Origin of the sequence: Sinimarinibacterium flocculans, assembly GCF_003201205.1 — a bacterium.
Classification (GTDB): domain Bacteria; phylum Pseudomonadota; class Gammaproteobacteria; order Nevskiales; family Nevskiaceae; genus Solimonas; species Solimonas flocculans.
The window spans coordinates 53,982-77,893 of the sequence record NZ_QICN01000012.1; the positions used below are offsets into that span (position 1 = coordinate 53,982).

23 protein-coding genes are annotated in these 23,912 nt (G+C 68.3%); 16 read left to right on the plus strand and 7 right to left on the minus strand.

Annotation, left to right across the window (positions count from 1 at the left end):
• The first annotated feature begins 106 nt into the window (after positions 1-106).
• From C8D93_RS17820 to C8D93_RS17830, 3 genes are all read left to right on the plus strand, one after another.
• Positions 107-544 (plus strand): Crp/Fnr family transcriptional regulator, encoded by a 438-nt coding sequence (locus tag C8D93_RS17820; RefSeq protein WP_110266597.1) that lies wholly within the window; start codon positions 107-109, stop codon positions 542-544.
• A gap of 140 nt (positions 545-684) precedes the next feature.
• Positions 685-2,214, plus strand: coding sequence for a DUF1800 domain-containing protein (locus tag C8D93_RS17825; protein ID WP_170124094.1), 1,530 nt, complete (start codon positions 685-687; stop codon positions 2,212-2,214).
• 12 nt (positions 2,215-2,226) lie between these two features.
• Positions 2,227-3,342 (plus strand): DUF1501 domain-containing protein, encoded by a 1,116-nt coding sequence (locus C8D93_RS17830; protein ID WP_110266599.1) that lies wholly within the window; start codon positions 2,227-2,229, stop codon positions 3,340-3,342.
• Between the two features lie 41 nt (positions 3,343-3,383).
• On the opposite strand, the gene C8D93_RS17835 is transcribed toward C8D93_RS17830, so the two are convergent.
• Both C8D93_RS17835 and C8D93_RS17840 read right to left on the minus strand, forming a co-directional pair.
• The gene (locus tag C8D93_RS17835; protein WP_110266600.1) at positions 3,384-5,096 is read right to left on the minus strand and encodes a potassium channel family protein; all 1,713 of its coding nucleotides are present in this window, start codon (positions 5,094-5,096) and stop codon (positions 3,384-3,386) included.
• A 17-nt stretch (positions 5,097-5,113) separates the two neighbouring features.
• A complete protein-coding gene (locus tag C8D93_RS17840; RefSeq protein ID WP_110266601.1) occupies positions 5,114-5,497 on the minus strand; it encodes a DUF6394 family protein in 384 nt (127 codons plus the stop codon).
• A 169-nt stretch (positions 5,498-5,666) separates the two neighbouring features.
• On the opposite strand from C8D93_RS17840, the gene C8D93_RS17845 reads away from it, so the two are divergent.
• The 9 genes from C8D93_RS17845 to C8D93_RS17885 all read left to right on the plus strand — a co-directional run bounded on the left by C8D93_RS17845 (position 5,667) and on the right by C8D93_RS17885 (position 16,714).
• Positions 5,667-6,140 (plus strand): MarR family winged helix-turn-helix transcriptional regulator, encoded by a 474-nt coding sequence (locus C8D93_RS17845; RefSeq protein ID WP_110266602.1) that lies wholly within the window; start codon positions 5,667-5,669, stop codon positions 6,138-6,140.
• Positions 6,141-6,167: 27 nt separating this feature from the next.
• A complete protein-coding gene (locus C8D93_RS17850; RefSeq protein WP_110266603.1) occupies positions 6,168-7,937 on the plus strand; it encodes an N-acetylglutaminylglutamine amidotransferase in 1,770 nt (589 codons plus the stop codon).
• Between the two features lie 13 nt (positions 7,938-7,950).
• Positions 7,951-9,729: an N-acetylglutaminylglutamine synthetase gene (gene ngg, locus C8D93_RS17855; protein WP_110266604.1), complete on the plus strand. Its 1,779-nt coding sequence runs from the start codon at positions 7,951-7,953 to the stop codon at positions 9,727-9,729.
• The gene (locus C8D93_RS17860; RefSeq protein WP_110266605.1) at positions 9,729-10,889 is read left to right on the plus strand and encodes an osmoprotectant NAGGN system M42 family peptidase; all 1,161 of its coding nucleotides are present in this window, start codon (positions 9,729-9,731) and stop codon (positions 10,887-10,889) included. The genes ngg and C8D93_RS17860 overlap by 1 nt, the downstream gene beginning before the upstream one ends.
• Positions 10,890-11,072: 183 nt before the next feature.
• Positions 11,073-11,549 (plus strand): DUF3015 domain-containing protein, encoded by a 477-nt coding sequence (locus C8D93_RS17865; RefSeq protein ID WP_110266606.1) that lies wholly within the window; start codon positions 11,073-11,075, stop codon positions 11,547-11,549.
• Between the two features lie 101 nt (positions 11,550-11,650).
• The gene (locus tag C8D93_RS17870; protein ID WP_110266607.1) at positions 11,651-13,522 is read left to right on the plus strand and encodes an Lnb N-terminal periplasmic domain-containing protein; all 1,872 of its coding nucleotides are present in this window, start codon (positions 11,651-11,653) and stop codon (positions 13,520-13,522) included.
• A 14-nt stretch (positions 13,523-13,536) separates the two neighbouring features.
• Positions 13,537-14,373 carry an alpha/beta hydrolase gene (locus tag C8D93_RS17875; protein WP_110266608.1) on the plus strand — a complete coding sequence of 279 codons (837 nt, stop codon included), beginning with the start codon at positions 13,537-13,539 and terminating at the stop codon, positions 14,371-14,373.
• Between the two features lie 244 nt (positions 14,374-14,617).
• Entirely contained in the window at positions 14,618-15,346 is a 729-nt protein-coding gene (locus tag C8D93_RS17880; RefSeq protein ID WP_110266609.1) for a queuosine precursor transporter, read from the plus strand.
• Between the two features lie 21 nt (positions 15,347-15,367).
• Positions 15,368-16,714 carry a short-chain fatty acid transporter gene (locus tag C8D93_RS17885; protein ID WP_110266610.1) on the plus strand — a complete coding sequence of 449 codons (1,347 nt, stop codon included), beginning with the start codon at positions 15,368-15,370 and terminating at the stop codon, positions 16,712-16,714.
• A 10-nt stretch (positions 16,715-16,724) separates the two neighbouring features.
• Here the strand turns inward: C8D93_RS17885 and C8D93_RS17890 are convergent, their stop codons facing one another.
• The 3 genes from C8D93_RS17890 to C8D93_RS17900 form a co-directional block, all read right to left on the minus strand.
• Entirely contained in the window at positions 16,725-18,080 is a 1,356-nt protein-coding gene (locus tag C8D93_RS17890) for a pyridoxal phosphate-dependent decarboxylase family protein (RefSeq protein WP_110266611.1), read from the minus strand.
• Positions 18,081-18,147: 67 nt separating this feature from the next.
• Positions 18,148-18,600: an ester cyclase gene (locus C8D93_RS17895; protein WP_170124095.1), complete on the minus strand. Its 453-nt coding sequence runs from the start codon at positions 18,598-18,600 to the stop codon at positions 18,148-18,150.
• Between the two features lie 61 nt (positions 18,601-18,661).
• On the minus strand, positions 18,662-19,450 hold the full coding sequence (locus C8D93_RS17900) for an oxygen-binding di-iron domain-containing protein (protein ID WP_170124096.1): 789 nt from the start codon (positions 19,448-19,450) through the stop codon (positions 18,662-18,664).
• A gap of 106 nt (positions 19,451-19,556) precedes the next feature.
• Here C8D93_RS17900 and C8D93_RS17905 point away from each other — a divergent pair, with 106 nt between their 5' ends.
• The 4 genes from C8D93_RS17905 to C8D93_RS17920 all read left to right on the plus strand — a co-directional run bounded on the left by C8D93_RS17905 (position 19,557) and on the right by C8D93_RS17920 (position 22,283).
• A complete protein-coding gene (locus C8D93_RS17905; RefSeq protein WP_110266614.1) occupies positions 19,557-20,144 on the plus strand; it encodes a TetR/AcrR family transcriptional regulator in 588 nt (195 codons plus the stop codon).
• Between the two features lie 77 nt (positions 20,145-20,221).
• Entirely contained in the window at positions 20,222-20,638 is a 417-nt protein-coding gene (locus C8D93_RS17910) for a nuclear transport factor 2 family protein (RefSeq protein ID WP_110266615.1), read from the plus strand.
• Between the two features lie 10 nt (positions 20,639-20,648).
• Complete coding sequence (locus tag C8D93_RS17915) at positions 20,649-21,554, plus strand: NAD-dependent epimerase/dehydratase family protein (RefSeq protein WP_110266671.1); 906 nt, start codon at positions 20,649-20,651, stop codon at positions 21,552-21,554.
• 72 nt (positions 21,555-21,626) lie between these two features.
• Positions 21,627-22,283, plus strand: a complete 657-nt coding sequence (locus C8D93_RS17920) for a TMEM175 family protein (RefSeq protein ID WP_110266616.1) — start codon at positions 21,627-21,629, stop codon at positions 22,281-22,283.
• A gap of 48 nt (positions 22,284-22,331) precedes the next feature.
• Here the strand turns inward: C8D93_RS17920 and C8D93_RS17925 are convergent, their stop codons facing one another.
• Both C8D93_RS17925 and C8D93_RS17930 read right to left on the minus strand, forming a co-directional pair.
• Complete coding sequence (locus C8D93_RS17925) at positions 22,332-22,862, minus strand: hypothetical protein (RefSeq protein ID WP_146216648.1); 531 nt, start codon at positions 22,860-22,862, stop codon at positions 22,332-22,334.
• A gap of 51 nt (positions 22,863-22,913) precedes the next feature.
• Positions 22,914-23,828 carry a DMT family transporter gene (locus C8D93_RS17930; protein WP_211307412.1) on the minus strand — a complete coding sequence of 305 codons (915 nt, stop codon included), beginning with the start codon at positions 23,826-23,828 and terminating at the stop codon, positions 22,914-22,916.
• Between the last annotated feature and the right edge of the window lie 84 nt (positions 23,829-23,912).

A 23,912-nucleotide genomic window follows, 5' to 3' on the forward strand; every position in this document is an offset into this window, starting at 1 on the left:
CGGCGAGGCTCCCCTTGGAGCCCGCACGCAGCATCTGTTCGAGGCCCCGGCAACGGGGCCTTGTCGTTTCCGAGCAGACCGCTCAGGATCGGCCCGGGAGGATGCCATGACCGACCGAGCCCTTGATCCCGCCGCCCTGCAGGTTTCGCCGATCGTGCAGGACCTGCCCGCTGCCGCCGTCGCCGAGCTCGCGGAGCGCGGCATGGCGCTGGCACTCAAGAGCAGCGATCCGCTGCTGTTCCAGGACGTGCGCGGCGGCCTCGGCCTGTTCATCGTGCTGACCGGCTCGATCGGCGTGTATCGCCGGGACGACAGCGGTGCGGAGCAGCCGCTGGCGACGCTCGGTCCGGGAGACTGCCTGGGCGAGTACTCGCTGCTCGACGGCCAGCCCATCTCGGCGACCGCACGGGCGCTCTCGGACACGCGCCTGTTCTTCCTGCCGAGCGGGCAGTTCCGTACCGTCACGGAGCGTGACCCACAGCTCGGATGCCTGCTGTACCGCAATCTCGCACGCTATCTGGTACGCCGATTGCGTCTGCAGTAAAGACGGGCGACCGGCATCCGGGTATTCCCCGACGACGGCCGCCCGCAAAAGCCGCACAATCTGCGGTTGCGGAACCAGGCCGCAGACCGCAGCGGCCCGCATGGTGCCCGGCCCGCCGGGTGCATCGGCTGGGGATCGTCGTGGATCGCAGGGAGTTCTTGCGCGCGTGCGCGCTGGTCTATTCGGGGGGAGCACTGTCGTCGCTGACCGGCTGCGGCAGCAGTGCGCCGGTATCGCTGCCGGGTGTCGACCCGGTCGCCGGTGATCCGCTCGATCCGACGACGGCAACCGACCCGTTGCCGCAGCCCGACCCGCTGGTCCACCTGCTCAAGCGGACTCGCTTCGGCGTCTCCGCCGAGGATCTTGAGGCCGCGCAGGCGCAGGGGGCCGAGGCCTACCTCGATGCGCAGCTCGCGCCGCAACTGCTGCCGGATACCGCGGAGCTCCTGGCCACGGTGAACTTTCCGCTGATGCAGCTGCCGACGCCGCTGGTGTCGACGCTGAGCAATTCGGAGCTGCTGGCGGCGACACAGCAACTCGCCGAAAAAACCGTGTTCCTCGCGAGCTACAGCGATCGCCAGCTGTTCGAGGTCATGGTCGACTTCTGGAACGACCACTTCAATGTCGAGAACGTCACCGGCACCCTGCCCGGCGCCAAGATCGCCTTCGATCGCGACGTCGTGCGGGTTCACGCACTGGGGCGCTTCGGCACGCTGCTGCATGCCACGGCGAAGAGTGCGGCGATGCTCGAGTATCTCGACGGGCGCAGCAATCGCGCGCAGGGGCCCAACGAAAACTACTCGCGCGAGCTGATGGAACTGCATACGCTCGGCCACGGCGGCGGCTACACCGAGACCGACGTACGCGAGGTCGCACGCTGCTTCACCGGCTGGAATTCCGACCGGATAACGTACGCGTTCCAGTTCAATGCCAACCAGCACGACAGCGACAGCAAGACCGTGCTCGGTCACAGCATTGCGGCGGGCGGCGGCGTGGAGGACGGGGAGCGCGTGCTCGACATCCTCGCCGCACACCCGTCGACCGCGCGCCATCTCGCCACCCGGCTTGCGCGACGCTTCGTCTCCGACGATCCACCGACGGCGGTCATCGACGCCGTGGCGGCGGAGTACGCCCGCACCGAGGGCGACATTCCATCGATGCTGCGTGTGCTGATGCGCCACACAGACTTCCAGGCGGCCGCAGACCGCAAGCTGCGCCGCCCGCTGGATTTCGTCTGCGGGGCGATCCGTGCCTTCGACGCCGACCCCTCGCACTATCCCGGCGCCGGACTGATCGACCTGCTCAGCCGGCTCGGCCAGGTGCCCCACCGCTGGTTTCCGCCCGACGGCTATCCGGACCGCGGTGAATACTGGCTCAGCACCTCCGGCCTGATGGAGCGCTGGAACTTCGCCGCAACACTGGTCGAGTCCCGCGGCCTGCTCGGACAGTCGCAGGCCAGCGATCACGTCGGCAGCAGCGAAACGCCGGTCTCGCTGGTCGACACGCTGAGTGCGCGCCTGCTGATGCGTCCGCTGCGTGCCCGCGATCGCGAAGCGCTGATCGCCGTTGCCGGCGATGGAGCGGCCGCGCTCAGCGGCGAAGCCCTGGTGCTGGCCAGCGAGCGGATCGCCGGCCTGCTGCTGGCATCGCCCGCGTTCAACCTGCGCTGAGGTACGCACGAGATGGCCACGAAAACCCTCATCGTGATCTTCCAGCGCGGCGGCATGGACGGACTCAACGCTCTCGTGCCCCACGCGGACGGCCACTACTACGATCTGCGTCCCGCCATCGCCGTCGGCGAGCCGGGCAGCGCCGACGGCGCGCTCGATCTCGACGGCTACTTCGGTCTGCATCCGGCGCTGGCGCCGCTCAAGCCGCTGTATGACGGCGGCTGGCTGGCTGCGGTGCACGCCACCGGCGGGCCCGACCTCGATCGCTCGCACTTCAGTGCGCAGGCCGGCATGGAGATCGCCAGCGGCGGCGCCATCGGTGGATGGGTCGGCCGCCACCTGCTCGCGACCGCAGGGGCGGGCCGCAGCGGCCGGCGCATCCGCGCGATCAGCATCGGCACTGCCCTGGACCAGGCTCTGGCCGGCAGCCCGGATTCGGCCGCTGTCGCCAGCAGCGCCGACTTCCGCATCCGCTCGCGCGAGCCGGAGTTGTGGGAGGCGGCGCTGCCGCTGCTGCATGCGGGCATCGCCGACGGCTACGTGGCACAGGGCGAGCGCGTGTTCTCGGTGCTCGATGCCTTTCGCGAGCTGCGCCCGCACGAGATCGAGCCGGCGGCCGACGCCAGCTACCCGGCAGGCGCCTTCGGCCGTGCGATGCTGCAGGCGGCGCAGTACATCAAGTCCGGCCTGGGCATCGAGGCCATCGGCATCAACCTCGGCGGCTGGGATCACCACGCCAACGAAGGCAACGCCCTGCCGCCGAAGCTGCAGGAACTGGCGCAGGGCATGGCTGCGCTGCGCACCGATCTCGCGGAGCGCTTCGACGACGTGGTCGTCGTGACGATGAGCGAGTTCGGCCGCCGTGCCGCTGAGAACGCGGCACAGGGCACCGATCACGGCAGCGGCAACGCGATGTTCATCCTCGGCGGGCGCGTCAACGGCGGGCGCGTCATCGCGGACTGGCCCGGGCTGCAATCCGCGGCACTCGACGACGGCGCGCTGCGCATCACCACCGACTACCGCAACGTGCTCGGCGAGATTCTTTCGCAGGGATTCGGCAATCCGGATGTCGGCAGCGTGTTCCCGGGCGTGCGCGCGGCATCGGCGTTGGCGTTGATCCGCGGCTGAGCGCCGCCGACGGCGCCCGAGCGGCGAGTGCGTCAGACGGCTCAGGGATGCCCCGTTGCTGCCGTCGCCGCACGCCGACGCCGAAGCCAGCGCCACACCGCGCCGTCCGGGATATCGATGCCCGTGACGACGTACTCGAGCGCCTTGCGGTTGTACAGCACCCATTCCATGTCATGCCGGGTGCCGTCGCGGCCGCAGAACAGGAGACGGTCGCCGGCCTGCAGCGACCGCTCGGGGTCCGGCATCAGGACGTTCTCCGCACCGCGTGTGTGCATCAAGGCCAGGGCCGGCAGCCGCTCGTCCCGATCGAGGCGCTCGCGCAGCAGATCGCCGACGCTCACCGGCTGGCCGCTGTCGAGTAGCGCCTGTACCGCCGGCGTCGCGTCGATGCCGATGTCGACGGACCAGGTCTGCGGTGTCATGCCGCGACAGACCGTGCGCACCCGCTCGAGAATCATCTGCGCCCGACGCTCGTCTCCGGTGCGCAACAGGCGCAGGAAGCGTGTCAGCATCGGAGTCGTGATCAACGGCAACATGCGCCAGACGATGATGCGGCTCGGCTCCATCACCAGATCGATCTTTGCCGCCTGAAAAAGTGCCGTGTTGGCACGGCGCTGCTGGCGGGCAACGGTGTAGAGCCTCGGATTCAGTGCACGTGCGGTCATGACCGACGACAGCGTGTTGGTATCGGAATCGATGCCGACGACGATGCCGACAGCATCACGGACGCCCGCCTGCAACAAGGGTCCGGCCTCGGTGGCGGGACCGATCACTGCGTCAGACGGCGCCCACTCGGGCCGCTGCTCGATGACGATTGTCTGGTTACCCTCCTGCTCGAGATACTGACGCACCGCGCGCCCGAAGCGGCCATGTCCGCAGATGATCCACTTGCCGTAGGGTGGTGTAACCGGCGGACGCAGCTTCTTGCCCGGCAGGCTGATCAGCCAGGCATGCAGGAGATGCACGCTGGGCGTGCGCATCGCCATCGCCAGATGCTCGCCGAAGGCGTCGTAGGCATTGATGATGTGGTCGGTGTTGAAGGATGCGAGATTGTCGGACGCCGACTGCGAGCCGGAGCGGCAGATCACCTTGACGCTGGGGTGCAGCAGCTTGGCGGTGATCGCGACCTTGACGTTCGCGTCGTCGCTGTCGGTAACCGCCACGACCGTCTGGCACAAGGACTTGCGCAGGCCGGCTTCCAGCAGGGTCTGTGTGTCGCCGACGTCGCCGCAGAATGCGGGCACGTCGGAACCCAGCGATTCGAGTGCCAGCGCGTTGAGATGATCCTGCTCGCGATCGATGACGACGCACTGAAAGCCCCGTCGCGCCATCGCACGCACGAGCAGGCTGCCGGTTTCGCCGTAGCCGCAGACGATATGAAACGGCGTGCGGATCGCGCGGACGGCCAGGATGAAGCGCGCCTCGCGCATCGCCTGGCGGAACGCCGGATCCTGAACCAGTGCAAAGATGCGCCCGATCGCATAAAGCCAAGCCAGCACGGTGAAGAAAATGCAGATCGCGACCCACAGGCGTTGGGCCGCGGTGAACGGATACGGAATCTCGCCGAATCCGATCGTCGAGCCCATGAAGCTGACGAAGTAGAACGCATGGAAGAAGTCCATGTACCAACGGTTGCCCTGGTCGTCGACACCGGGAATCAGCACCAGGCCGCCGACCGACACCGAATAGGCGGCGATCAGCACGATCAGCGGCGCGCGCATGCGCCGCAGGAACAGGTAGATGACGTCCTCCACGGTGCCGTGTGGCGGCTTCAGCGCCGCAGATTCGCGGTCTCGATGACCAGCAGCACCACCGACGCCAGATTCGCCAGCAATGCACCCCCGGCCAGGGACACGACGCTCGCGACGGTGCCCGGGTCGCTACCGGTGCCGGTGATGTGATTGGCCGTTCCCCAGACAGCCGCGGCTGCCAGCAGATGCAGATCCGCGACGAGGCTGGTGGCCAGCAATACCGCACCGATGTGACTGCGATCGCCGAATTTCAGGACGGTCGCGACGAGGCTCACGACCAGGGCCGCGAACAGCTCATAGACATGGTGGTGGTCCGGATCGTCGATATCTCCCATGACGAATCCGAAGTTCAGCGTCAGGGCGAGCAGTACGAAGAATCCGAACAGCACTTTCTCGATGTTCATATCGTTCCGCTTCGGCCTCCCGCTGTCGTCGCAGCAACGACTCCGGCTGCGTCACTCGAACATAACCGGCAATGCGCCTTCGCGAAAGCACGCCGCAGCTGAGGTCAGCGAGGTGCTTTGCATTCAAAGCATTTTTCTGGAATAATGTTTTGCGTCCAAAATATCTGCCATGTCGCCCGATACCCTGCATCTGCTCGGCGCCCTGCGTCGCATCGCCCAGTCGCTGGACACGTACTCGAAGACCATCGAGCACGACGCCGGCCTGACGTTGCCGCAGTTGCTGCTGCTGGAGGCCTTGCGCAGCGATGGCGACGCACCGACGGCGGGGCGGCTCGCCCAGCGTGTCAGCCTGACCCAGGGCACGGTCACGTCGATCCTCGATCGTCTGGAAGCCCGCGGTCTGGTGCGACGGTCGCGGGCCAATGACGACCGGCGCCGTGTGCTGGTCGCGCTGACCCCACGCGGCCGCAGCCTGCTGGGCAAGGCACCGCCGCTGATGCACGCGGACTTCCTGCGCGGATTTGCCGCGCTGACCGCCAGCGACCGGGCCGGCCTGCTCGATGCCGTGGACCGCATCGCTGCGCTGATGCGCAGCGTCGATACGTCAATTTCTCCGCAGGCGAGCGCCAGCACGGCAGCCTGAGGTACGTTTCTCTTCCAGGAGGTTTCTATGTGTGGTTTTGCCGGCGAGCGCCGTTACGATGGACGACTCGCTGACACCGATGCCGTCGCCGCGATGACCGCGACGATGGCGCGCCGCGGCCCGGACGGGGCCGGAACCTTCAGCACCGGTCCGCTTGCCGTCGGCCACCGGCGCCTGAAGATCATGGACCTGTCCGAGCATGCGCAGCAGCCGATGCTGGACAACGAGCTGGGACTGGGCATCGTCTACAACGGTGCCGTGTACAACCATCCCGAGCTGCGCGCCGAACTGAAGGCCAAGGGGTACCGCTTCTGGTCGGAGGGCGACACCGAGGTCCTGCTCAAGGCTTATCACTGCTGGGGCGCGGATTTCGTCCAGCGCCTGCACGGCATGTTCGCCTTCGCGATCTGGGAACGCGACAGCGGCCGCCTGTTGCTCGGCCGTGACCGGCTCGGCATCAAGCCGCTGTACTACTCGCTGAACGACAAGCGTCTGCGCTTCGCCTCGACCTTGCCGGCCTTGCTCAAGGCCAAGGACGTCGATACCGATATCGATCCGGTCGCGCTGCACCACTATCTTCATTTCCACGCCGTGGTGCCGGCGCCGCACACGATGCTCAAGGGGGTGCGCAAGCTCGCGCCGGCCACGCTGATGGTCGTCGAGCCGGACGGCCAGACGCGTCAGCGGCGCTACTGGCAACCGGACTATGCGCGCAACGCCGAGGAGTCGCGGCGCAGCTTCGAGGACTGGCGCGACATGACACTCGCGGCGCTGCGCACGGCAGTGAAGCGGCGGCTGGTGGCCGACATCCCGGTGGGCGCCCTGCTCTCCGGCGGCGTCGATTCGAGCCTGATCGTCGGCCTGATGAGCGAGGCCGACGCCAACGTCAGGACCTACTCGATCGGCTTCGAGGACGTCGGCAGCGAGGAAGGCAACGAGTTCCGCTACTCGGACATCATCGCCAAACATTACGCGACGCAGCACGAGCGCATCTTCATCGACAGCCGGACGCTGCTGCCGCGCCTGCCCGAGGCGCTCGCCGCCATGAGCGAGCCCATGGTCTCGCACGACTGCGTGGCCTTCTACCTGCTTTCCGAGGCGGTGTCGAAGCACAGCAAGGTCGTGCAGTCCGGACAGGGCGCCGACGAGGTGTTCGGCGGCTACCACTGGTATCCGCCGATGCTGGAGACGCAGGACGCGCTGGCCACGTATGACGCGGCGTTCTGCGATCGCAGCCACGAGGAGTTTCTCCAGGTCGTCGACCCGCGGATGGCGACCGGCGACCATTCGCGCGATTTCATCCGCGCACACTTCGCGCAGGCCGGCGCGCCGGAGCCTATCGATCAGGCCCTGAGGTTGGACACGACCATCATGCTCGTCGATGACCCGGTCAAGCGCGTCGACAACATGACGATGGCCTGGGGACTGGAGGCACGCGTGCCGTTTCTCGACCACGAACTGGTGGAGATCGCCGCACGCATTCCGGGACGCCACAAGATCGCACAGGGCGGCAAACACGTGCTCAAGGAAGCGGCGCGCCAGGTGATCCCGGCGGCCGTCATCGACCGGCCGAAAGGCTACTTTCCGGTCCCCGCACTGAAGTACCTGCAGGGCGACTTTCTGGACTACGCACGCTCGCTGCTCGATGCAACGGTGGCGCGCGACCGCGGACTGTTCCGGCGCGAGTACGTCGAAACCCTGTACGCCGATCCGGAGGCGCACATCACGCCGCTGCGCGGTTCCAAGCTGTGGCAGCTCGCGGCGCTCGAAGGCTGGCTGCAGGCGCATGGCATCTGAGGGAGGCTCACGGATGAGCAAACGCAAGAAAGGTGCGACCTTGCCGCTGGCTTCGGCGCATCCGGATGCGGTGGACGGGCCCGCCAGCCTCGCCCACCACCGCTACGGCTTCGACGGCGACGCCCAGCCCAACCGCGAGGACGTGATCCTCGAATGCGGCTGGGGAAAGCTGATCCTCGCGCACACCTTCGAGCGCCCAGAGGATGTCGCCACGGCCGTTCAGGACGAACGTCTGGGCTCGCGCAACATCGCCATCTACGTGCGCGATCCGCATGTGATCCTGGCGCAGTCGCCGCTGCACCTGTTCCTGGACCCTTCGCACACCTTCCGTCTGCCGCTGCCGTCGTTCGACGCGCCGGCGCTGCCGCCGGGGCTGCGCATCCGGCCGCTGGAAACGCTGGAGGACGCCGAGGCGATCAACCGCATCTACCTGTCGCGCCAGATGGTGCCGGCCGATCCCGGCTTTCTGTGGACGCATCGCCACTCACCCAACATCGTCTACCTCGTCGCCGAGGACACCGTGGGCGGGCGTATCGTCGGTACCGTGACCGGCGTCGATCACGTGAACGCCTTCGGCGACCCCGAGGCGGGGTCGAGCCTGTGGTGCCTGGCGGTCGACCCGGGGGCCCCGCAACCCGGCATCGGTCAGGCACTGGCCTGCGATCTGGCCACGCGCTTCAAGGATCGCGGACGCGCCTTCATGGACCTGTCGGTGATGCACGACAACGAGCAGGCGATCGCGCTGTACGAGAAGCTCGGCTTCGAGCGCGTGCCGGTGTTCGCGATCAAGCGCAAGAACGCGATCAATGAGCGCCTGTTCACCGGCCCCGACCTGCCGGACGATGGCCTGAACATCTATGCACGCATCATCGTCGATCAGGCGCGCCGCCGCGGCATCCGCGTCGAGATCCTCGATGCGGAAAGCGGCTACTTCCGGCTGACGTTCGGGGGGCGCTCGATCACCTGCCGCGAATCGCTCTCGCAGCTGACCACTGCGGTCGCCATGTCGCGCTGCCAGGACAAGCGCATCACGCGGCGCATCCTGCGCGGCGCCGGCCTGAACACACCGGACCAGCGGCAGGCCGACGGCAGCGATGCCGATACCGCGTTCCTGCACGAGCACGGCGCCGTTGTCGTCAAGCCGGCCGATGGCGAACAGGGCCAGGGCATCTCGGTCGACATCCGCGATGCCGAGGGCCTGCGCGCTGCCATCGATGCCGCGCGCCGCTACGACGAAACCGTGCTGATCGAGCGCTACTGCCCGGGAGAGGACCTGCGCATCGTCGTCATCGGCTACAAGGTCGTCGCGGCCGCGGTGCGCAAGCCGCCAGTCATCACCGGCGACAGTCGGCGCAGCATCCGCGAACTCATCGAGAAACTGTCCCGGCGCAGGGAGGCCGCAACCGGCGGTGAGTCGCGCATCCCGATGGATGCGGAAACCGAACGCTGCGTGCGCCTCGCCGGCCATGCGATGGACGAGGTGCTCGAGCAGGGTGTCCAGCTCGCCGTGCGCAAAACCGCCAATCTCCACACCGGCGGGACGCTGCACGACGTGACCCACGTGCTGCACCCCCAGCTTTGCGCTGCCGCGGTCGAGGCCGCAAAGGCGCTGGAGATTCCGGTGACCGGACTCGACCTGCTGGTCGCGGCGCCGACCAAACCGGACTACGTGATCATCGAGGCCAACGAGCGCCCGGGCCTCGCCAATCACGAGCCGCAACCCACCGCTGAGCGCTTTCTCGACTTTCTTTTCCCGTTCAGCGTCACGCGCGAAGCGCCGGAGACCTACTGATGCAGAAGCTCGCGATCGATACCGATTTCCTTCGCAACACGATGCTCGAGCTGCTGTCGATTCCGAGTCCGGTCGGCTTCACCGACGAGGTCGTGCACTACACCTGCAGCAAGCTGACCGAACTCGGCGTGCCGTTCGAACTGACCCGCCGCGGCGCGATCCGGGCGACGCTCAAGGGCGAGACCGACCGGCCGGCCTGCGCAGTCGTGGCGCATCTGGACACGATCGGCGCGATCGTGCGCGCGCTCAAGCCCAACGGGCGGATCACCATGCTGCCGCTCGGCACCTGGTCGAGCCGCTTCGCTGAGGGTGCGCGGGTAACGCTGTTCACCGACCGCGGCGCATACCGCGGCACCATCCTGCCGCTGCTCGCCTCGGGACACGCCTACAACGAGGCGGTCGACACGCAGCCGGTCGGATGGGAGCACGTCGAACTACGCATCGACGAGGACGCTCAGTCGGTCGAGCAGCTGCGGAATCTCGGCGTCAACATCGGCGACTTCATCGCCGTCGATGCTCAGCCGGAGCTGCACGAGAACGGCTACATCGCTTCGCGCCACCTCGACGACAAGGCCGGCGTGGCAGCGCTGCTCGCCGCCCTCAAGGCATTGATCGAGTCAAAGATCAGCCTGCCGGTGCACTTTCATCCGATGTTCACCGTCACCGAGGAAGTCGGTTTCGGCGCCTCGGCGATTCTCGACGAACGCATCAGCGAGATGGTCGGCATCGACATCGCGATTCCCGCCACCGGGCAGAACTCTCGCGAGCACGGCGTCACCGTCGCGATCTGCGACTCCTCCGGTCCGTTCGACTACCACCTCACGCGCGAGCTGATCGGCCTGTGCGAGCGTCACAACATCCAGCACCAGCGCGACGTGTTTCCGTACTACTTCTCGGATTCCGCGGCGGCGCTGCGGGCGGGTTTCGACATCCGACATGCTCTGATCGGGTTCGGCGGCGATTCCTCCCATGGCTATGAGCGCACCCACCTGTCGGCGCTGGTCGCGGTGGCCGAGCTGATCTCGCTCTACGCCCAGAACGGCCCGGTCATTGCCCGCGACCGCAAGGCCATCGGCCCGATCGAAGGCTTTCCCCACCAGTACAAGCCTGAGGACCTCGAACCGCCGGCGCCGCTGCCGCATCCGAAGGAGTTCCTGTAGGAAAACGGCGTGTCGCCGGCCGCCATGCCGCAGACGCGCGCCGGCGACCCTGTTGCGCAGGGCGAACCGAGAACTGCGACACATCGCCGACCGGCGCCTTGCGGTTACGTTCGCGGCGGACTTAGTATCGGGCGCGGCTTGCGGTCGATGTCCATTCATTCCGTACACCACTGGGAGACGTACATGAAGAAGCTGATGACTGGCGCGGTTCTGCTCGCGGTTTCGTCGGTTGCCTTTGCCGAGGCCCCGGGCGGCCCGAACTGCGGTTGGGGCAACATGTTGATGAAGGGCAAGTCGGGCATGGGTCCGCACTTCCTGGCCAGCACCACCAACGGCACCTCCGGCAATGCCACCTTCGGCATGACCTCGGGCACCAATGGCTGCTCGGTCAATGGCACCCTGACCTACGGCGGCAAGGCCATGGTCAACGCAATGCTCGACGAGTTCTCGACCGACGTCGCCGTCGGCCACGGCAATGCGCTGACCGCCGTTGCGGTCGCATACGGCGTCGCCGAAGAAGATCGCGAGGCGTTCGCGGCGCTGACGCACCAGAACTTCGCCGTGCTGTTCCCGAACGAGAGCGTGACCGCCGATGAAGTGGTTGCCCAACTCGAGACGCTGATGAAGGCTGACATGCAGCTGTCGCAGTACGTGATCTGATCCGCCGCGACTGCCGCCTCGTCGCGGCAGCCCGGTCGCATCATCGGGCCCGGTATCGTCGAGATGCCGGGCTTTTTGTTGGCGCCTGAACCCCGGATCCGATGCGCGCACCCGTTGCGGTCCTGATGTCGTTGCTGATCCTGCTGATGCCGGCCGCTGCGCGATCGGCGGATGACGCGTGGACGCAGGCACAGGCCAAGTCCCTGTGGCAGCACGACGTGTGGCTCAAGCTCGGCCACTACAAGGCCGGCGCGTGGCCCGGCACCTGGGCGAGCGATGCAGACGACGCGCGTTTCTTCCTCGACGAACGCGGTCACGAAGATCCCCGCGCCGAACTCGAAGCGACGCTGGCCGCATTCGCGGCGCCGGCCGAGCTGGGCGATGCCCATGCGCAGTGCCGTTTCGTCGCCCGCCTGCACTGGCTGCGTACCGAGCTCGAATTGCCCGAGCTGCCGCAGCCGGACTGTGCGGAGTACCGCGAGTTTCGCGCGCTGGTCCAGGCCACGCGCGTCGTCCTGGTGTTTCCGTCGTACTACCTCAACAGCCCGTCGTCGATGTTCGGCCACACGCTGCTGCGCCTCGACCGCGGCGCTGCCGACGGCGGCTCCGAGTACCTGTCGTTCGCGGTCAACTTCGGCGCGCTGGTCGACGCCGACGACAACGGCCTGTTCTATGCCTTCAAGGGCCTCGCCGGCGGTTACTCGGGCCAGTTCGAAGTCGATCACTACTACAAGAAAATCCAGGAATACAACCGCAGCGAGAACCGCGACATCTGGGAATATCCGCTCAATCTCAACGAAGAAGAGACCGAGCGCCTGATCCGGCACCTGTGGGAGCTGCGGCAGATCAATTTCGCCTACTACTTCTTCGACGAGAACTGCTCGTACCGCGTGCTCGAACTGCTGGAGGTGGCGCGTCCGGGCGTTGACCTGACCAGCGGCTTTCCGCTGACCGCAATTCCGATCGATACCGTACGCGCGGTGCAAGGGGCCGGCATGGTCGACGACAAGTCGTTCCGCCCGGCGCAAGGCACGGTCCTCAAGCAGCGTATCGACGCGCTGCCGGAGAACCTGCGCGCTGCGGTCGTCGAGCTCGGCGAGGCTCCGCAGCGTCTCGACGACGCCGACCTGCAGACCATGCCGGCCACCGATCGCGCACGCCTGATCGAGGCGGCGTACCGCTACCTGCGCTATTCGCAGGACAAGACCACGCGCGATCCGGACATTGCGCGGCGCAGCTACCAGCTGCTGCAGGCCCTGCAGCAGCAGGCCGCGGCGCTGCCGCCGGACACAGCGCTGGCCGACCCCGGCACGTCGCCGGACCTCAGCCACGGCAGCCGCCGCCTCGCGATCGGTGCCTGGAGCGAGGAGAACCAGGAGTACCTGAGCCTGGGTTTGCGCATGTCGCTGCACAGCCTCGAGGAGAATCGCAACGGCTTTCCGATGGGCGCACAGATCAACCTCGGCAACTTCGACCTGCGCATCGACGAGGACGGCGATGTCGACCTGAACCGCCTCGACATCGTCGATATCGTCTCGCTGAGCCCGCGCGACCGCTTCTTCAAGCCGCTGTCCTGGGCCGTGACCACCGGCATCGAGCGCCAGTGGACCGCGGGCAGCGAACATCGCGTCGCGCACGTCAACGGCGGCGCCGGCGTCAGCCGCACGCCGTGGTCCGGCAGCCTCGCCTATGCGCTGGCGACGGCGCGGCTCGAATACAACCACGGTTTCGCCGATCCCCTGCAGCCGGCTGCGGGACTGCGTGCCGGCTGGCTCCAGGACCTCGGGCCGGTAACGATGCACTGGGGCCTCGGCGCGGAACGCTTCGCCAACGGCCACACGCGCCTGCGTGCGGAGCTGCGCCACAATCTGCGCCTGTCGCGCCAGCAGGCGCTGCATCTGGAAGTGCTGTGGCGCGATCAGCAGCCCGAGGACACGCTGGCCATCGGGGTGCGCTACCAGCACTACTACTGAGGCGGAGACTCGACATGCGTCGATACGCGCGGCTGGGTCTGGCGCTGCTCGGCATCCTGCTGAGCGGCTGCACCTCGGTGTTCCTGTACCCGGATCGCGTGCAGCACCTGGCGGACCGCCCGCTCGGCACGCATGCCGAGGATGTCTGGATCGACGCGCGCGACGGCAGTCGCCTGCACGCCCTGCACCTGCCGACACAGGGCACGCCCAGGGCGACACTGCTGCACCTGCACGGCAACGCCGAGAACCTCAGCTCCCACGTGCATCTGGTGAGCTGGCTGCCGGCACGCGGCTACGCCGTGCTCGCGCTCGACCCACGCGGCTACGGCCGCTCGGAAGGGGACGCCGGCGTCGACGCGCTGCACGAGGACGCCGAGGCCGCGCTGGCCTGGCTCGTCGGGCGCGGCACCGCCCGGACCGGCCCGCTGGTCGTCTTCGGCCAGAGCATCGGCGGCTCGGTGGCGATCCGTACCGTCGCCACCTCGCCGCTGCGCGAGCACGTGAGTGCGGTGATCGCCGACAGTGCGTTCTCGGCCTACCGGCGCATTGCGCGCGAAAAGCTCGCCGAGCCCTGGCTGACCTGGCCACTGCAATGGCCGCTGTCGCTGCTGATCTCCGATCGCTTCGCCGCGGTCGACGTCGTTGCCGACATCAGCCCCATCCCGTTGCTGCTGATCCACGGCGGGCGCGACGTCATCGTCGACGCCCGGCACTCACAGCGCCTGTACGACGCCGCGCGCGAGCCGAAGACCTTCTGGCGCATTCCGGACGGCGATCACATCGACGCCCTGCGTCGCAGGGCGGTACAGGACCGGCTGATCGAATACCTGCACCGTACCCTGGGCGGCTGAACCGCATTGCCCGCGATGTTGCGGCATCATTGGGTCAGGGTTTGGGGCCGCTGATGCACAGCTTCCGTTACCACGATTTCCTCGTCGCCGGCATGGGTGAGCCGCGCTGCTTCGCAAGCACGGCTTGCGAGCGCGGCGAACGCCAAGGGCAGCGGATGCCCCTGGCCGGATCCACTTGGCGAGGCATGGATGCCGAGCCTGGTGGACCGCGACCCGTTATTGCTTCGATAAAGACGAATTGCTGATGCACAGCTTCCGCTACTACGACTTTCTCGTCGCCGGCATGGTCGCGGTTCTGCTGTGCTCGAATCTGATCGGGCCGGGCAAGGTCGGCGTGATCGAGCTGCCGGTGATCGGCGCGTTCGCCTTCGGCGCCGGCAACCTGTTCTTCCCGGTCGCCTACATCTTCGGCGATGTGCTCACCGAGGTGTATGGCTACGCCCGCGCTCGCCGCGCGATCTGGGCGGGCTTCGGCGCCATGATCTTCGCGACGATCATGTCGGCGATCGTGCTGGCGATTCCCGCGCATCCGGACGAACCCTGGAACGCGACGCTGCAGCCTGCGCTCGAGATCGTCTTCGGCAACACCTGGCGCATCGTCGCCGCCAGCATCCTCGCCTACTGGGTGGGCGACTTCGTCAATTCCTACGTGATGGCGAAGATGAAGCTGTGGACGCAGGGACGCTTCCTGTGGACGCGCACGATCGGCTCGACGATCTGCGGGCAGGGCGCAGACTCGCTGCTGTTCTACCCGATCGCCTTCTACGGCATCTGGACCAACGATGCGCTGATCGCGGTGATCGCGTTCAACTTCACGATGAAGGTGGCCGTCGAGGTCGTCATGACGCCGGTGACCTATGTGGTCGTCAACGGACTCAAGCGTGCGGAAGGCGTGGACGTCTACGACACCGACACCCACTTCACACCGTTCTCGTTGCGTGACGAAGGCCGCGTTCGCCGTCCACGCGACTGAATACATCCGGGGGAGCTTGCGATGAATACGGCGATCGGACTGCTGGTGCGCTTCTTCGAGCGCTGGGTCCCGGACTCCCTGGTCATCGCCGTCTGCCTGACCCTGCTCACCTTCGTGCTGGCGATCACCGTCAGCGGCATGGCGCCGCTGGCCGCCGTCGATCTGTGGGGCGACAGCTTCTGGACGCTGCTGTCCTTCACCAACCAGATCGCCCTGACGCTGCTGTTCGGGTACGCGCTCGCGAGCGCCGCGATCGTGCGCCGGCTGCTGCTGCGCATCGCCGGGCACGTGCGCTCCGCACGCATGGCCTACGCCATCGTCTCGGTCGTCACCGGCGTACTGGCACTGCTGTCGTGGTCGCTTGCGCTGGTGGCTGCAGGCATCCTGTCGCGCGCGGTGGGCGAGGCATGCAAGCGACGCGGCGTGCGCGTGCACTACCCGCTGCTGGTGGCGTCGGCATTCTCGGGCTTCGTCGTCTGGCACCAGGGCCTGTCCGGATCGATTCCCCTCACGCTGGCGACGCCCGGTCATTTTCTGGAGTCGCAGGTCGGCATCATCGCCACCTCGCAGACGCTGTTCTCGCGGTGGAGCCTGATCACCGCGCTGCTGGTCATCGTCAGCCTTCCATGGGTGATGGGGCGCCTGCACCCGGGCTCCGACGACGCGATCCGTGAAGCGCCGGACCATCCGCTGGGCGAGCCGGAATCCACCCAACAGGTCACGGATGCCGATGCGTCCGCCGACGCACCTGCATCGAAGCTCGAACGTTCGCGCCTGCTCGCCGGAACCGTGGTCGCACTCGGACTGCTCGCCCTGGTCCGGTACTTCGCCGGCGACGGCCCCGGGCTGACGCTGAATTCGGTCAACTTCACCCTGCTGATGCTCGGCATCCTGTGCGCCGGCTCGCTGCGCACGTACGCGCAGAACGTCGTCGCCGGGGGCGGCATCGCCGTGCCCTTCCTGCTGCAGTACCCGTTCTATGCCGGCATCGCCGGACTCATCGCCGGCTCCGGGCTCGCCGGCTCGATCGTCGGCCTGTTCACGACGATCGCCGACACCGGATCGCTGCCGGTGCTCGGCTTCTTCAGCGCCGGCATCCTCAACATCTTCATCCCCTCCGGCGGCGCACAGTGGGCCGTACAGGGGCCGATCATGATGGGCGCCGCGCAGCAGCTCGGTGCCGACCTGCCGCTGGTGGCGATGAGCGTGGCACTGGGCGACCAGTGGACCAACCTGGTTCACCCGCTGATCCTGCTGCCGGTGCTGACCGTCGCCGGCATCGCCGCGCGCGCCGTCATCGGCTACTCGCTGATCGCGATGCTGTGGAGCGGTCTGATCTTCGTGGCGGCCCTGCTGCTGGCCGCCTAGCCTGCCGGCCTCAGCCGGCCGCGTCGCGGCGGGCCGCCGCAAGCACGGCAATGGCGCGGTCGATGTGTTCGTCGCGCGTGCGCCAGGAGCTCACGCTCAGACGGAACGCCGGCCGGCCCTGCCAGACGGTGGGGCCGAACCAGATCTCGCCCGATGCGATGGCCGAGTCGCGCACGCGGTGGGTCATGGCGTCGTCATCGCAACGGACCAGCACCTGATTGAGCGGCACCTGGTTGAGCACTTCGAATCCGGCGTCGCGCAGCCCGTCGGCCAGGCGGCGCGCCTGGTCACAGTGCCGCCCGACCATTCCGGCGACGCCGTCACGCCCGAGCGTGCGCAGTGCGGCCCAGATGGCGACGCCGCGGGCGCGGCGCGAGAACTCCAGCGTCAGATTCTTCTGCGCATCGCGGGCTGCCGTGGAATAGACGGCGTCCGCGTTCATCGCCGCGGCGAGCGCATCGGCGTCCCGGCAGATCGACAACGCGCCGTCATAGGGTGTGTTCAGCCACTTGTGCCCGTCGGTCGTCCAGCTGTCGGCCTGCTCGATTCCGCGGGTCAGCGCGGCATGCTGCGGTGAGGCGCGCGCCCACAGTCCGAAGGCCCCATCGACGTGCACCCACGCACCGGCGGCCCGCGCCGCATCCACGAGCGGCTCGAAGGGGTCGAACTCGCCGGTATTCACCTCGCCGGCCTGCAGGCACAGGATGGTGCGCCCGTCGAGCGGCGGCAGCCGCAGCGGATCGATGCGCCCGCGCGCATCGACCGGGGCGCGCACGACGCGACCCATGCCGAAACCGAGCAGGCGCAACGCCTTGAGCACAGTGATGTGCGCCAGCTCCGACACGACGACCCGCAGCTCCGGTGCGCCGGCGAGGCCATCCTGGTCGAAGTCCCAGCCGAGGCGCCCGAGCAGCGTGCGCTGCGCCGCGGCCAGGCACGCCAGCCCGCAGGCGGTGGCGCTGGTGCCGAAGCCGACGCCGCTGCCGCGCGGCAGGTCGAGGATCTCGAGCAGCCAGCGTGCGGCCGTGCTCTCGATGGCCGCCGCCGCGGGGGAGTTCACCGCAGACGACGCGCACTGATCCCAGCTCAGCGCGAGCCGGTCTGCCGCGGCGGCCACCGGCAGGCTCGCACCGATGACGAAGCCGAAGTAGCGCGGTCCGTTCGATGCCACCGTTGCCGGCGATCCGATCTCGTCGAGCAATGCCAATGTCGTCCCGGCGTCGTGGCCGACAGCGGGTAGCGGCTCGTCGAAAGCCGCCAAGGCCCGCACGGCGTCGTCCGACGGAAAGGCCGGACGCTCCTCGACGCCGGCCAGATAGCGGCGGGCACGCTCGTCGGCCTTCGCGATCAGTTCCAGTTCGTTCAACGGTGGTCCCCTCGTTTGCGTTCGCAGGATACCGGGGCGCGCCCGCGCCCCGGTACCGCGACGTGGATCAGGCTGCGCGCGCCACCGGGACGGCGCCGATCTGCTGCAGCAGCGAGAGCTGGTCGATCTGCAGCCAGGTGCGGACGATGCGTCCGTCCTTCATGCCGTAGAGCGCCATGCCTTCGAAGACGACCCGGCGCCCGTCCGGCTGGATACCGGCGAACGGCGCCACGTGATCCACGTGGACCTCGAAGCGTGCCGCAACGTGATGCGCGTCGGCCACCAGCGAATGAATCTTGAACGTCATGTTGCCGAAGGCGCCGCGGAAGACGCGGAAAAACTGCTTGTAGCTTTCGAGGTCGACGGGATCCAGACCGCCGGGGAATCCGTAGCCGCGGATCGACGGATCGACGGTCTCGTCGATGACCGACAGGCCGGAGAGATCCGGTGCGTGGGTACCGGCAAGGAAGTGCTCGACGACGCGGCGGTTGTGTTCGGCGATGGCGGGAATGTCATTCATGTCGTTCTCCAGAAGAAAGGTTTGAGAGGGGAGTGAAACGGGGAAGGCGGCGCCGCACCGGTCACGCGGCGCGGCCGACGACGGATGCCGTTGCGGCGTCATACGCGTTCATCACGTGCCGGCACAGCGCAGCCGTGTCGGCCGCCGGCGGCAGATGTGCGGACAGCAGCCGCCGCGCTTGCAGGCGGGTCATGGCATCGAGTGCACGCTGGAGCGCATCGCGCCGCGCCAGCGCGAGCCATGGTGCGTCGAGCGCAGACCACTGCGCGAGCCCGTGACGCAAGGTCACCGGCGCGATCGCTTCGGCACTCGCCGGTACCTCCGGCAGGACGGCGCCGAAGGCGTCGGCGACGAACAGACTGCCGCTTGCGCGATCGAGAAAACCCAAGGTCTCGGGTGCGTCGTAGTACGGCGGACGCAGCGGCAACAGCTCGCGTTCGCCGATGCGCACCGGAACGCCGTCCTCGACCACCTGCACACGGTCGACCGGCAGCCCGGCCAGCATCATCTTTCCCTGGCCGAGGAACGAGGTCAGGACCTTCGCGCGAGGTGCGGCCTCGAGCAGCGCTACGAGATTGCCGGTGTGATCGGCATCCATGTGGCTGATCCAGATCCAGCACAGCGCAGCCGGATCGCAGCGCGTCGCCAGTTCGTCGACGAAGTTCTCGTGCAGCGCGGCAAGACCGGTATCGACCAGCAGCGGCTCGGTGCCGTCGAAGACAAAGGCGTTGACCGCGAGCCGGCCCAGTCCCGGGACCGGCAGCACGGCGGGCAGCACGGCAATGCCGTCTCCCAGCGTCCGCGCTTCGGTCTGCCGTGGCGGCTCGGGGATATCGTCGAGTTCGGACATCTGCATCTCCAATCGTCGGATTAATTCATGGAACATTGTTGTTCACTGAATGTGACTGTACGGCGGCGACGCCTCGTTGTCAATTTCGGTATACACTGATGTTCACATGAGCAAACGACCCTACGTCCAGAAAAAGCGCGCCGAGAGCCGAGACGAAACCCATGCGCGCATCGTCGAGGCGACGATGCGCCTGCACGAGGAACTGGGCCCGCGCGCAGCGACGATCTCCGCGATCGCGGAACGCGCCGGCGTGCAGCGCCTGACCGTCTACCGGCACTTCACCGACGAAAGCGAGCTGTTCCAGGCCTGCACCTCGCGCTGGCTCGGCGAGCATCCACCGCCGGACCCCGCGCAGTGGCAGGACGAACCCGACCCGCGGCGGCGGGTGACGAGCGGACTCGGTGCGCTATACGCGTACTACCGCGCGACGCAGCGCATGTGGACGGTCTCGCATCGCGACGAAGCCGACGTGCCGGGCCTGCAGGCGCCAATGGCCGCCTTCCACGCCTATACCGAGCGACTGGCCGACAGCCTGCTCGCCGGCTGGCGCGGCGCGGCACGCGTGCGCAGGCAGCGGGCGGCAACGCTGCGCCACGCCGTCCGCTTTGCGACCTGGACATCGCTGGCACGCGAAGGCCTGTCCGACGGCGAGGCCGCCGCGCTGGTGCTGCGCTGGCTCGACGGCATCGACTGACCTACTCCGAATCAGGGAGGGCACGAGCGCTCCGCGTGCACACACTGCGCCGGTACGGTCGCGGACGGAGCGCAGGCATGACGACACCGGGCAGCAACAAGCGACAGGTCGAAGCCTTCTTCGACGCCCTCAATCGCGGCGACGTCGCCGCCCTGCTGGACCTGTACGCCGAGGACGGGCGCTGCGTGACGATGGGACGCACGCTGATCTCCGGCACGTTCTCCAAGGCGCAGATCACGGCGGCCGCCGGCGCGATCTTCGAGGCCTTCCCCACCGGCATCCGCTTCCACATCCGCACGATGACCGCCGAGGACGACCGCGTCGCCGTCGAGGCGGAATCCGAGGGCGGACACGCCTCCGGCCAGCATTACACCAACGAGTACCACTTCCTGTTCCGCTTCCGCGACGGCAAGGTCGTGGAATTCAAGGAATACATGGACACCGAGCGCGTCACTGCCATTCTCTGCGGCGGCCAGCGCCCGCCGGCGGCCTGAGACGATGGCCTTGCGCATTCTCGTCGTCGGCGGCACCGGACTGATCGGCGGCCACGCCGCACTGCACCTGCGGACACTCGGGCACACGGTGCACATTGCGGCGCGCCATCCGCCGCCAGCGGCCACGCCGATGGCGGCGCTGCCGTTCGCGCCGCTGGACTATCTCCACGCGGAGGCGGACGCACTCGCCGGGTTCGACGCGCTGGTGTTCTGCGCCGGCAACGACATCCGCCACGTGCCGCCCGACGCAGATGCCGACGCGCACTGGCAGCGCGCAAACGCCGAGGGCGTGCCGCGCTTCTTCTCGCAGGCACGCGACGCCGGAATCCGGCGCGCGGTTCTCGTCGGCAGCTTCTATCCGCAGGCCATGCCGGCCCTCGTCGATCGCGACGCCTATGTGCGGGGGCGCAAGCTCGCGGACGACGGTGCCCGCGCGCTGGCCGGCGACGACTTTGCGGTGTGCAGCGTCAACGCACCCTTCGTCGCGGGCACCGTTCCGGGGCTCGTGGTGCCGGGGCTGGCGGCGCACGCGGCCTACGCACTGGGGCGCCTGCCGCAGATCCCGCCGTTCGCGATTCCCGGTGGCGTCAACTTCATGTCCACCCGCAGCCTGTCGGAAGCCATCGCCGGTGCACTGCAGCGCGGCGCGCCGGGCCACGCCTATCTCGTGGGCGACGAGAACCTCGGTTTTGCAGACTACTTCGGCGCCCTGTTCCGCGCCGCCGGCAGAAACGATCCGCTGCCGGTGCTGGACCGCGAGCACCCGCTGCTGCCGGACGCCATCCTCTACGCCGGTCGCGGCGGCACGATCCACTACGAGCCGGACGCCGCCGAAACCGCCCTGCTCGGCTACCGCCGCGGCGACATGCAGGCGACGCTGTCCGAGATCGTCGCCTTCTATCGCGACGCGACCTGAGGTCGCATCCCGCATACGCCCGCCGTCGGCGCGACGCTTGCCGGCGCCGGTGCGGACCGCTTTAATCCGCGGATGCGCCCGGAGCCGGCATCAACGGATGACAACAGCGCGGCGCGTATCGACGCGTTCACCGATGCCGCCTTCGCGTTCGCGGTGACGCTGCTGGTCATCGGCGGCGGTGACGCCCCGGCGAGCTTCGACGCGCTGCGCCAGGCCGTCTGGGACATTCCCGCCTTCGCGGTCGGCTTCGCCCTGATCGGCATGTTCTGGCATGCGCACCTGCGCTGGCGCCGTCTCTGCGGCAGCGGCGACACCGCATCGGTGCTGCTGACCTTCTCGCTGGTCTTCCTCGTGCTGGTCTACGTCTATCCGCTGCGCATCATGGCGGGATCGATGGTCGACTACTTCCGCGGCCAGCCGTCCGGGCTCGGCGGCGCCGATCTCGCCGGACTGTTCACCCTCTACGGCCTCGGCTTCGCGGCGATGTCGGCCGCGGTGCTGGGTCTCTTCGCCAATGGCCTGCGTCAGCTCGCCGGGGCCGGGCCCACCCGATCCGCGGTGATCGGCGAGTGCGTCATCTGGAGCCTGCTCTGCGGCAGCGGACTGGCGTCGGCGGCGCTGGCGCAGTTCCGCGCCACGGCGCCGTTCTCGCCCTGGGTCTACTCGCTGCTGCCGGTCCTGATCGGCCTGTTCGCCGCCCGGCACGACTGGACGGGCGAACGCGCCTGATTCGCCCTGCCGCAGCGGGGCCTGCGCCCGCGCGTGTCACCGCGGACCTCAGCCGCCGTTACAGCCGTTGACCGGTCCGATGGTGCCGCAGGGCAGCACGCATTGGCCGTCGATGCAGAGAATGCCGCCCTGAGCATCGTCATCGTCGTCGGTTTCACCCGGCTGCGGGCCGAGGCCCTCGGCCAGCGCCTCGCCGACCTTGTCGATCGCCACGACCCAGACGCCGGCGGCCACAGCGACACCGATGCCGATGCGCAGCGGCCAGTTCGGCCCGGAGGATTCGGTCGCGTCCAGCGCCAGTCCGCCCAGATGCCAGCGCGACGTGCCGCCGATCTGCAGGCCCAGGAGCTCCGGGCGGGGAGACCGTTCCGCGAGTTCGCGCATACCCAGGTCCGCGCATATCCGCCGCCACGCCAGATCGCCGGGATACAGGCCCAGTCGCCATTGCGGCGCGGCCGACATCGCGCGCGATCCGAACTGCCAGTTCATCTGCAGGGCCGGCTCGAGCACCTGCGGCTCGCCGGCGGACGCCGCCGCCGTACCCAGCACGACCAGAACCGCACACAGTGCCGATCTCATCTGCCTGCCTCTCTCGTTCCGGGCGTCTTCGGGCGCCCTGCGCGGCCGATGCTATCCCGGCGGGGATTTCGCCGTCATGACGCCGGCAGGGCGCAGCATCGCCAGGCGGCACAGCAGGATGCCGCCGAGCACGATGGCGCCGCCCAGCGCCTGCAGCGGACCGAAGACCTCGGCCAGCAGCAGCCAGGCGAACAGCGTCGCGGCGACCGGCTGCACGAGCAGGCTGACCGACGAGAACGCGGCCGGCAGATGGGCGAGCGCATAGGCGATCAGGCCCTGGCCGCCGACATGCGACAGCAGCGCCAGGCCGACGAGCAAGGCCCAGTCGCGCGCCGACGTCGGCCAGATCGTCTCGCCGAGGGCGAGCGCCAGCGGCAGCGTGACGAGCACGCCCGCCGCCGTGGTCCAGAACATGACCTGCGCGGTATCGAACACGCGACGCTGGCGACTCACGCCGATGATGTAGCCGGCATAGAACATCGCCGCGAGCACGCCGAGCAGATCGCCGAAAGCCGTCTGCCGGCTCACGCTGAGGCTGTCGGCCACCAGGCAGGCGGCGCCGGCGAGCGCCAGCGCGAGGCCCAGGGCGAACCCGCGGCTGATGCGCTCGCCGTAGAGCAGCCACGCCGCCAGGGTGACGAAGACCGGCGCCATGTTCGCGAGCAACGTGGCGTTGGCCACCGACGTGAACTCGATCGACTGGTGCCAGACCGCAAGATCGCCGGCAAAGAACAGGCCGGCGAGCCAGAGCCAGCGCAGCGACCGCAGGGACCCGCCGGGTCCGGCACCGTCCCGATCGCCGGACCGGGCCGCCAGCAGCAGCCCGAGCAGCGGCAGCGCGAGAGCCAGACGCCAGAAGGCAGCGGCGCTGGGACCGACCTCCACCAGCCGCACGAAGATCGGCGCCAGGCCGATCAGCACGGCGCCGAGGATCAGCGCCGGCAGCGCACGCGCGGCGGGACTCACGTCGCGCGCCCGCGCCCTCCCGCCGGCCGGGCCGGACGGGTGAGCGGTGCTCCGGATCGACGGCCGAAGGGGGGATTCATGGCG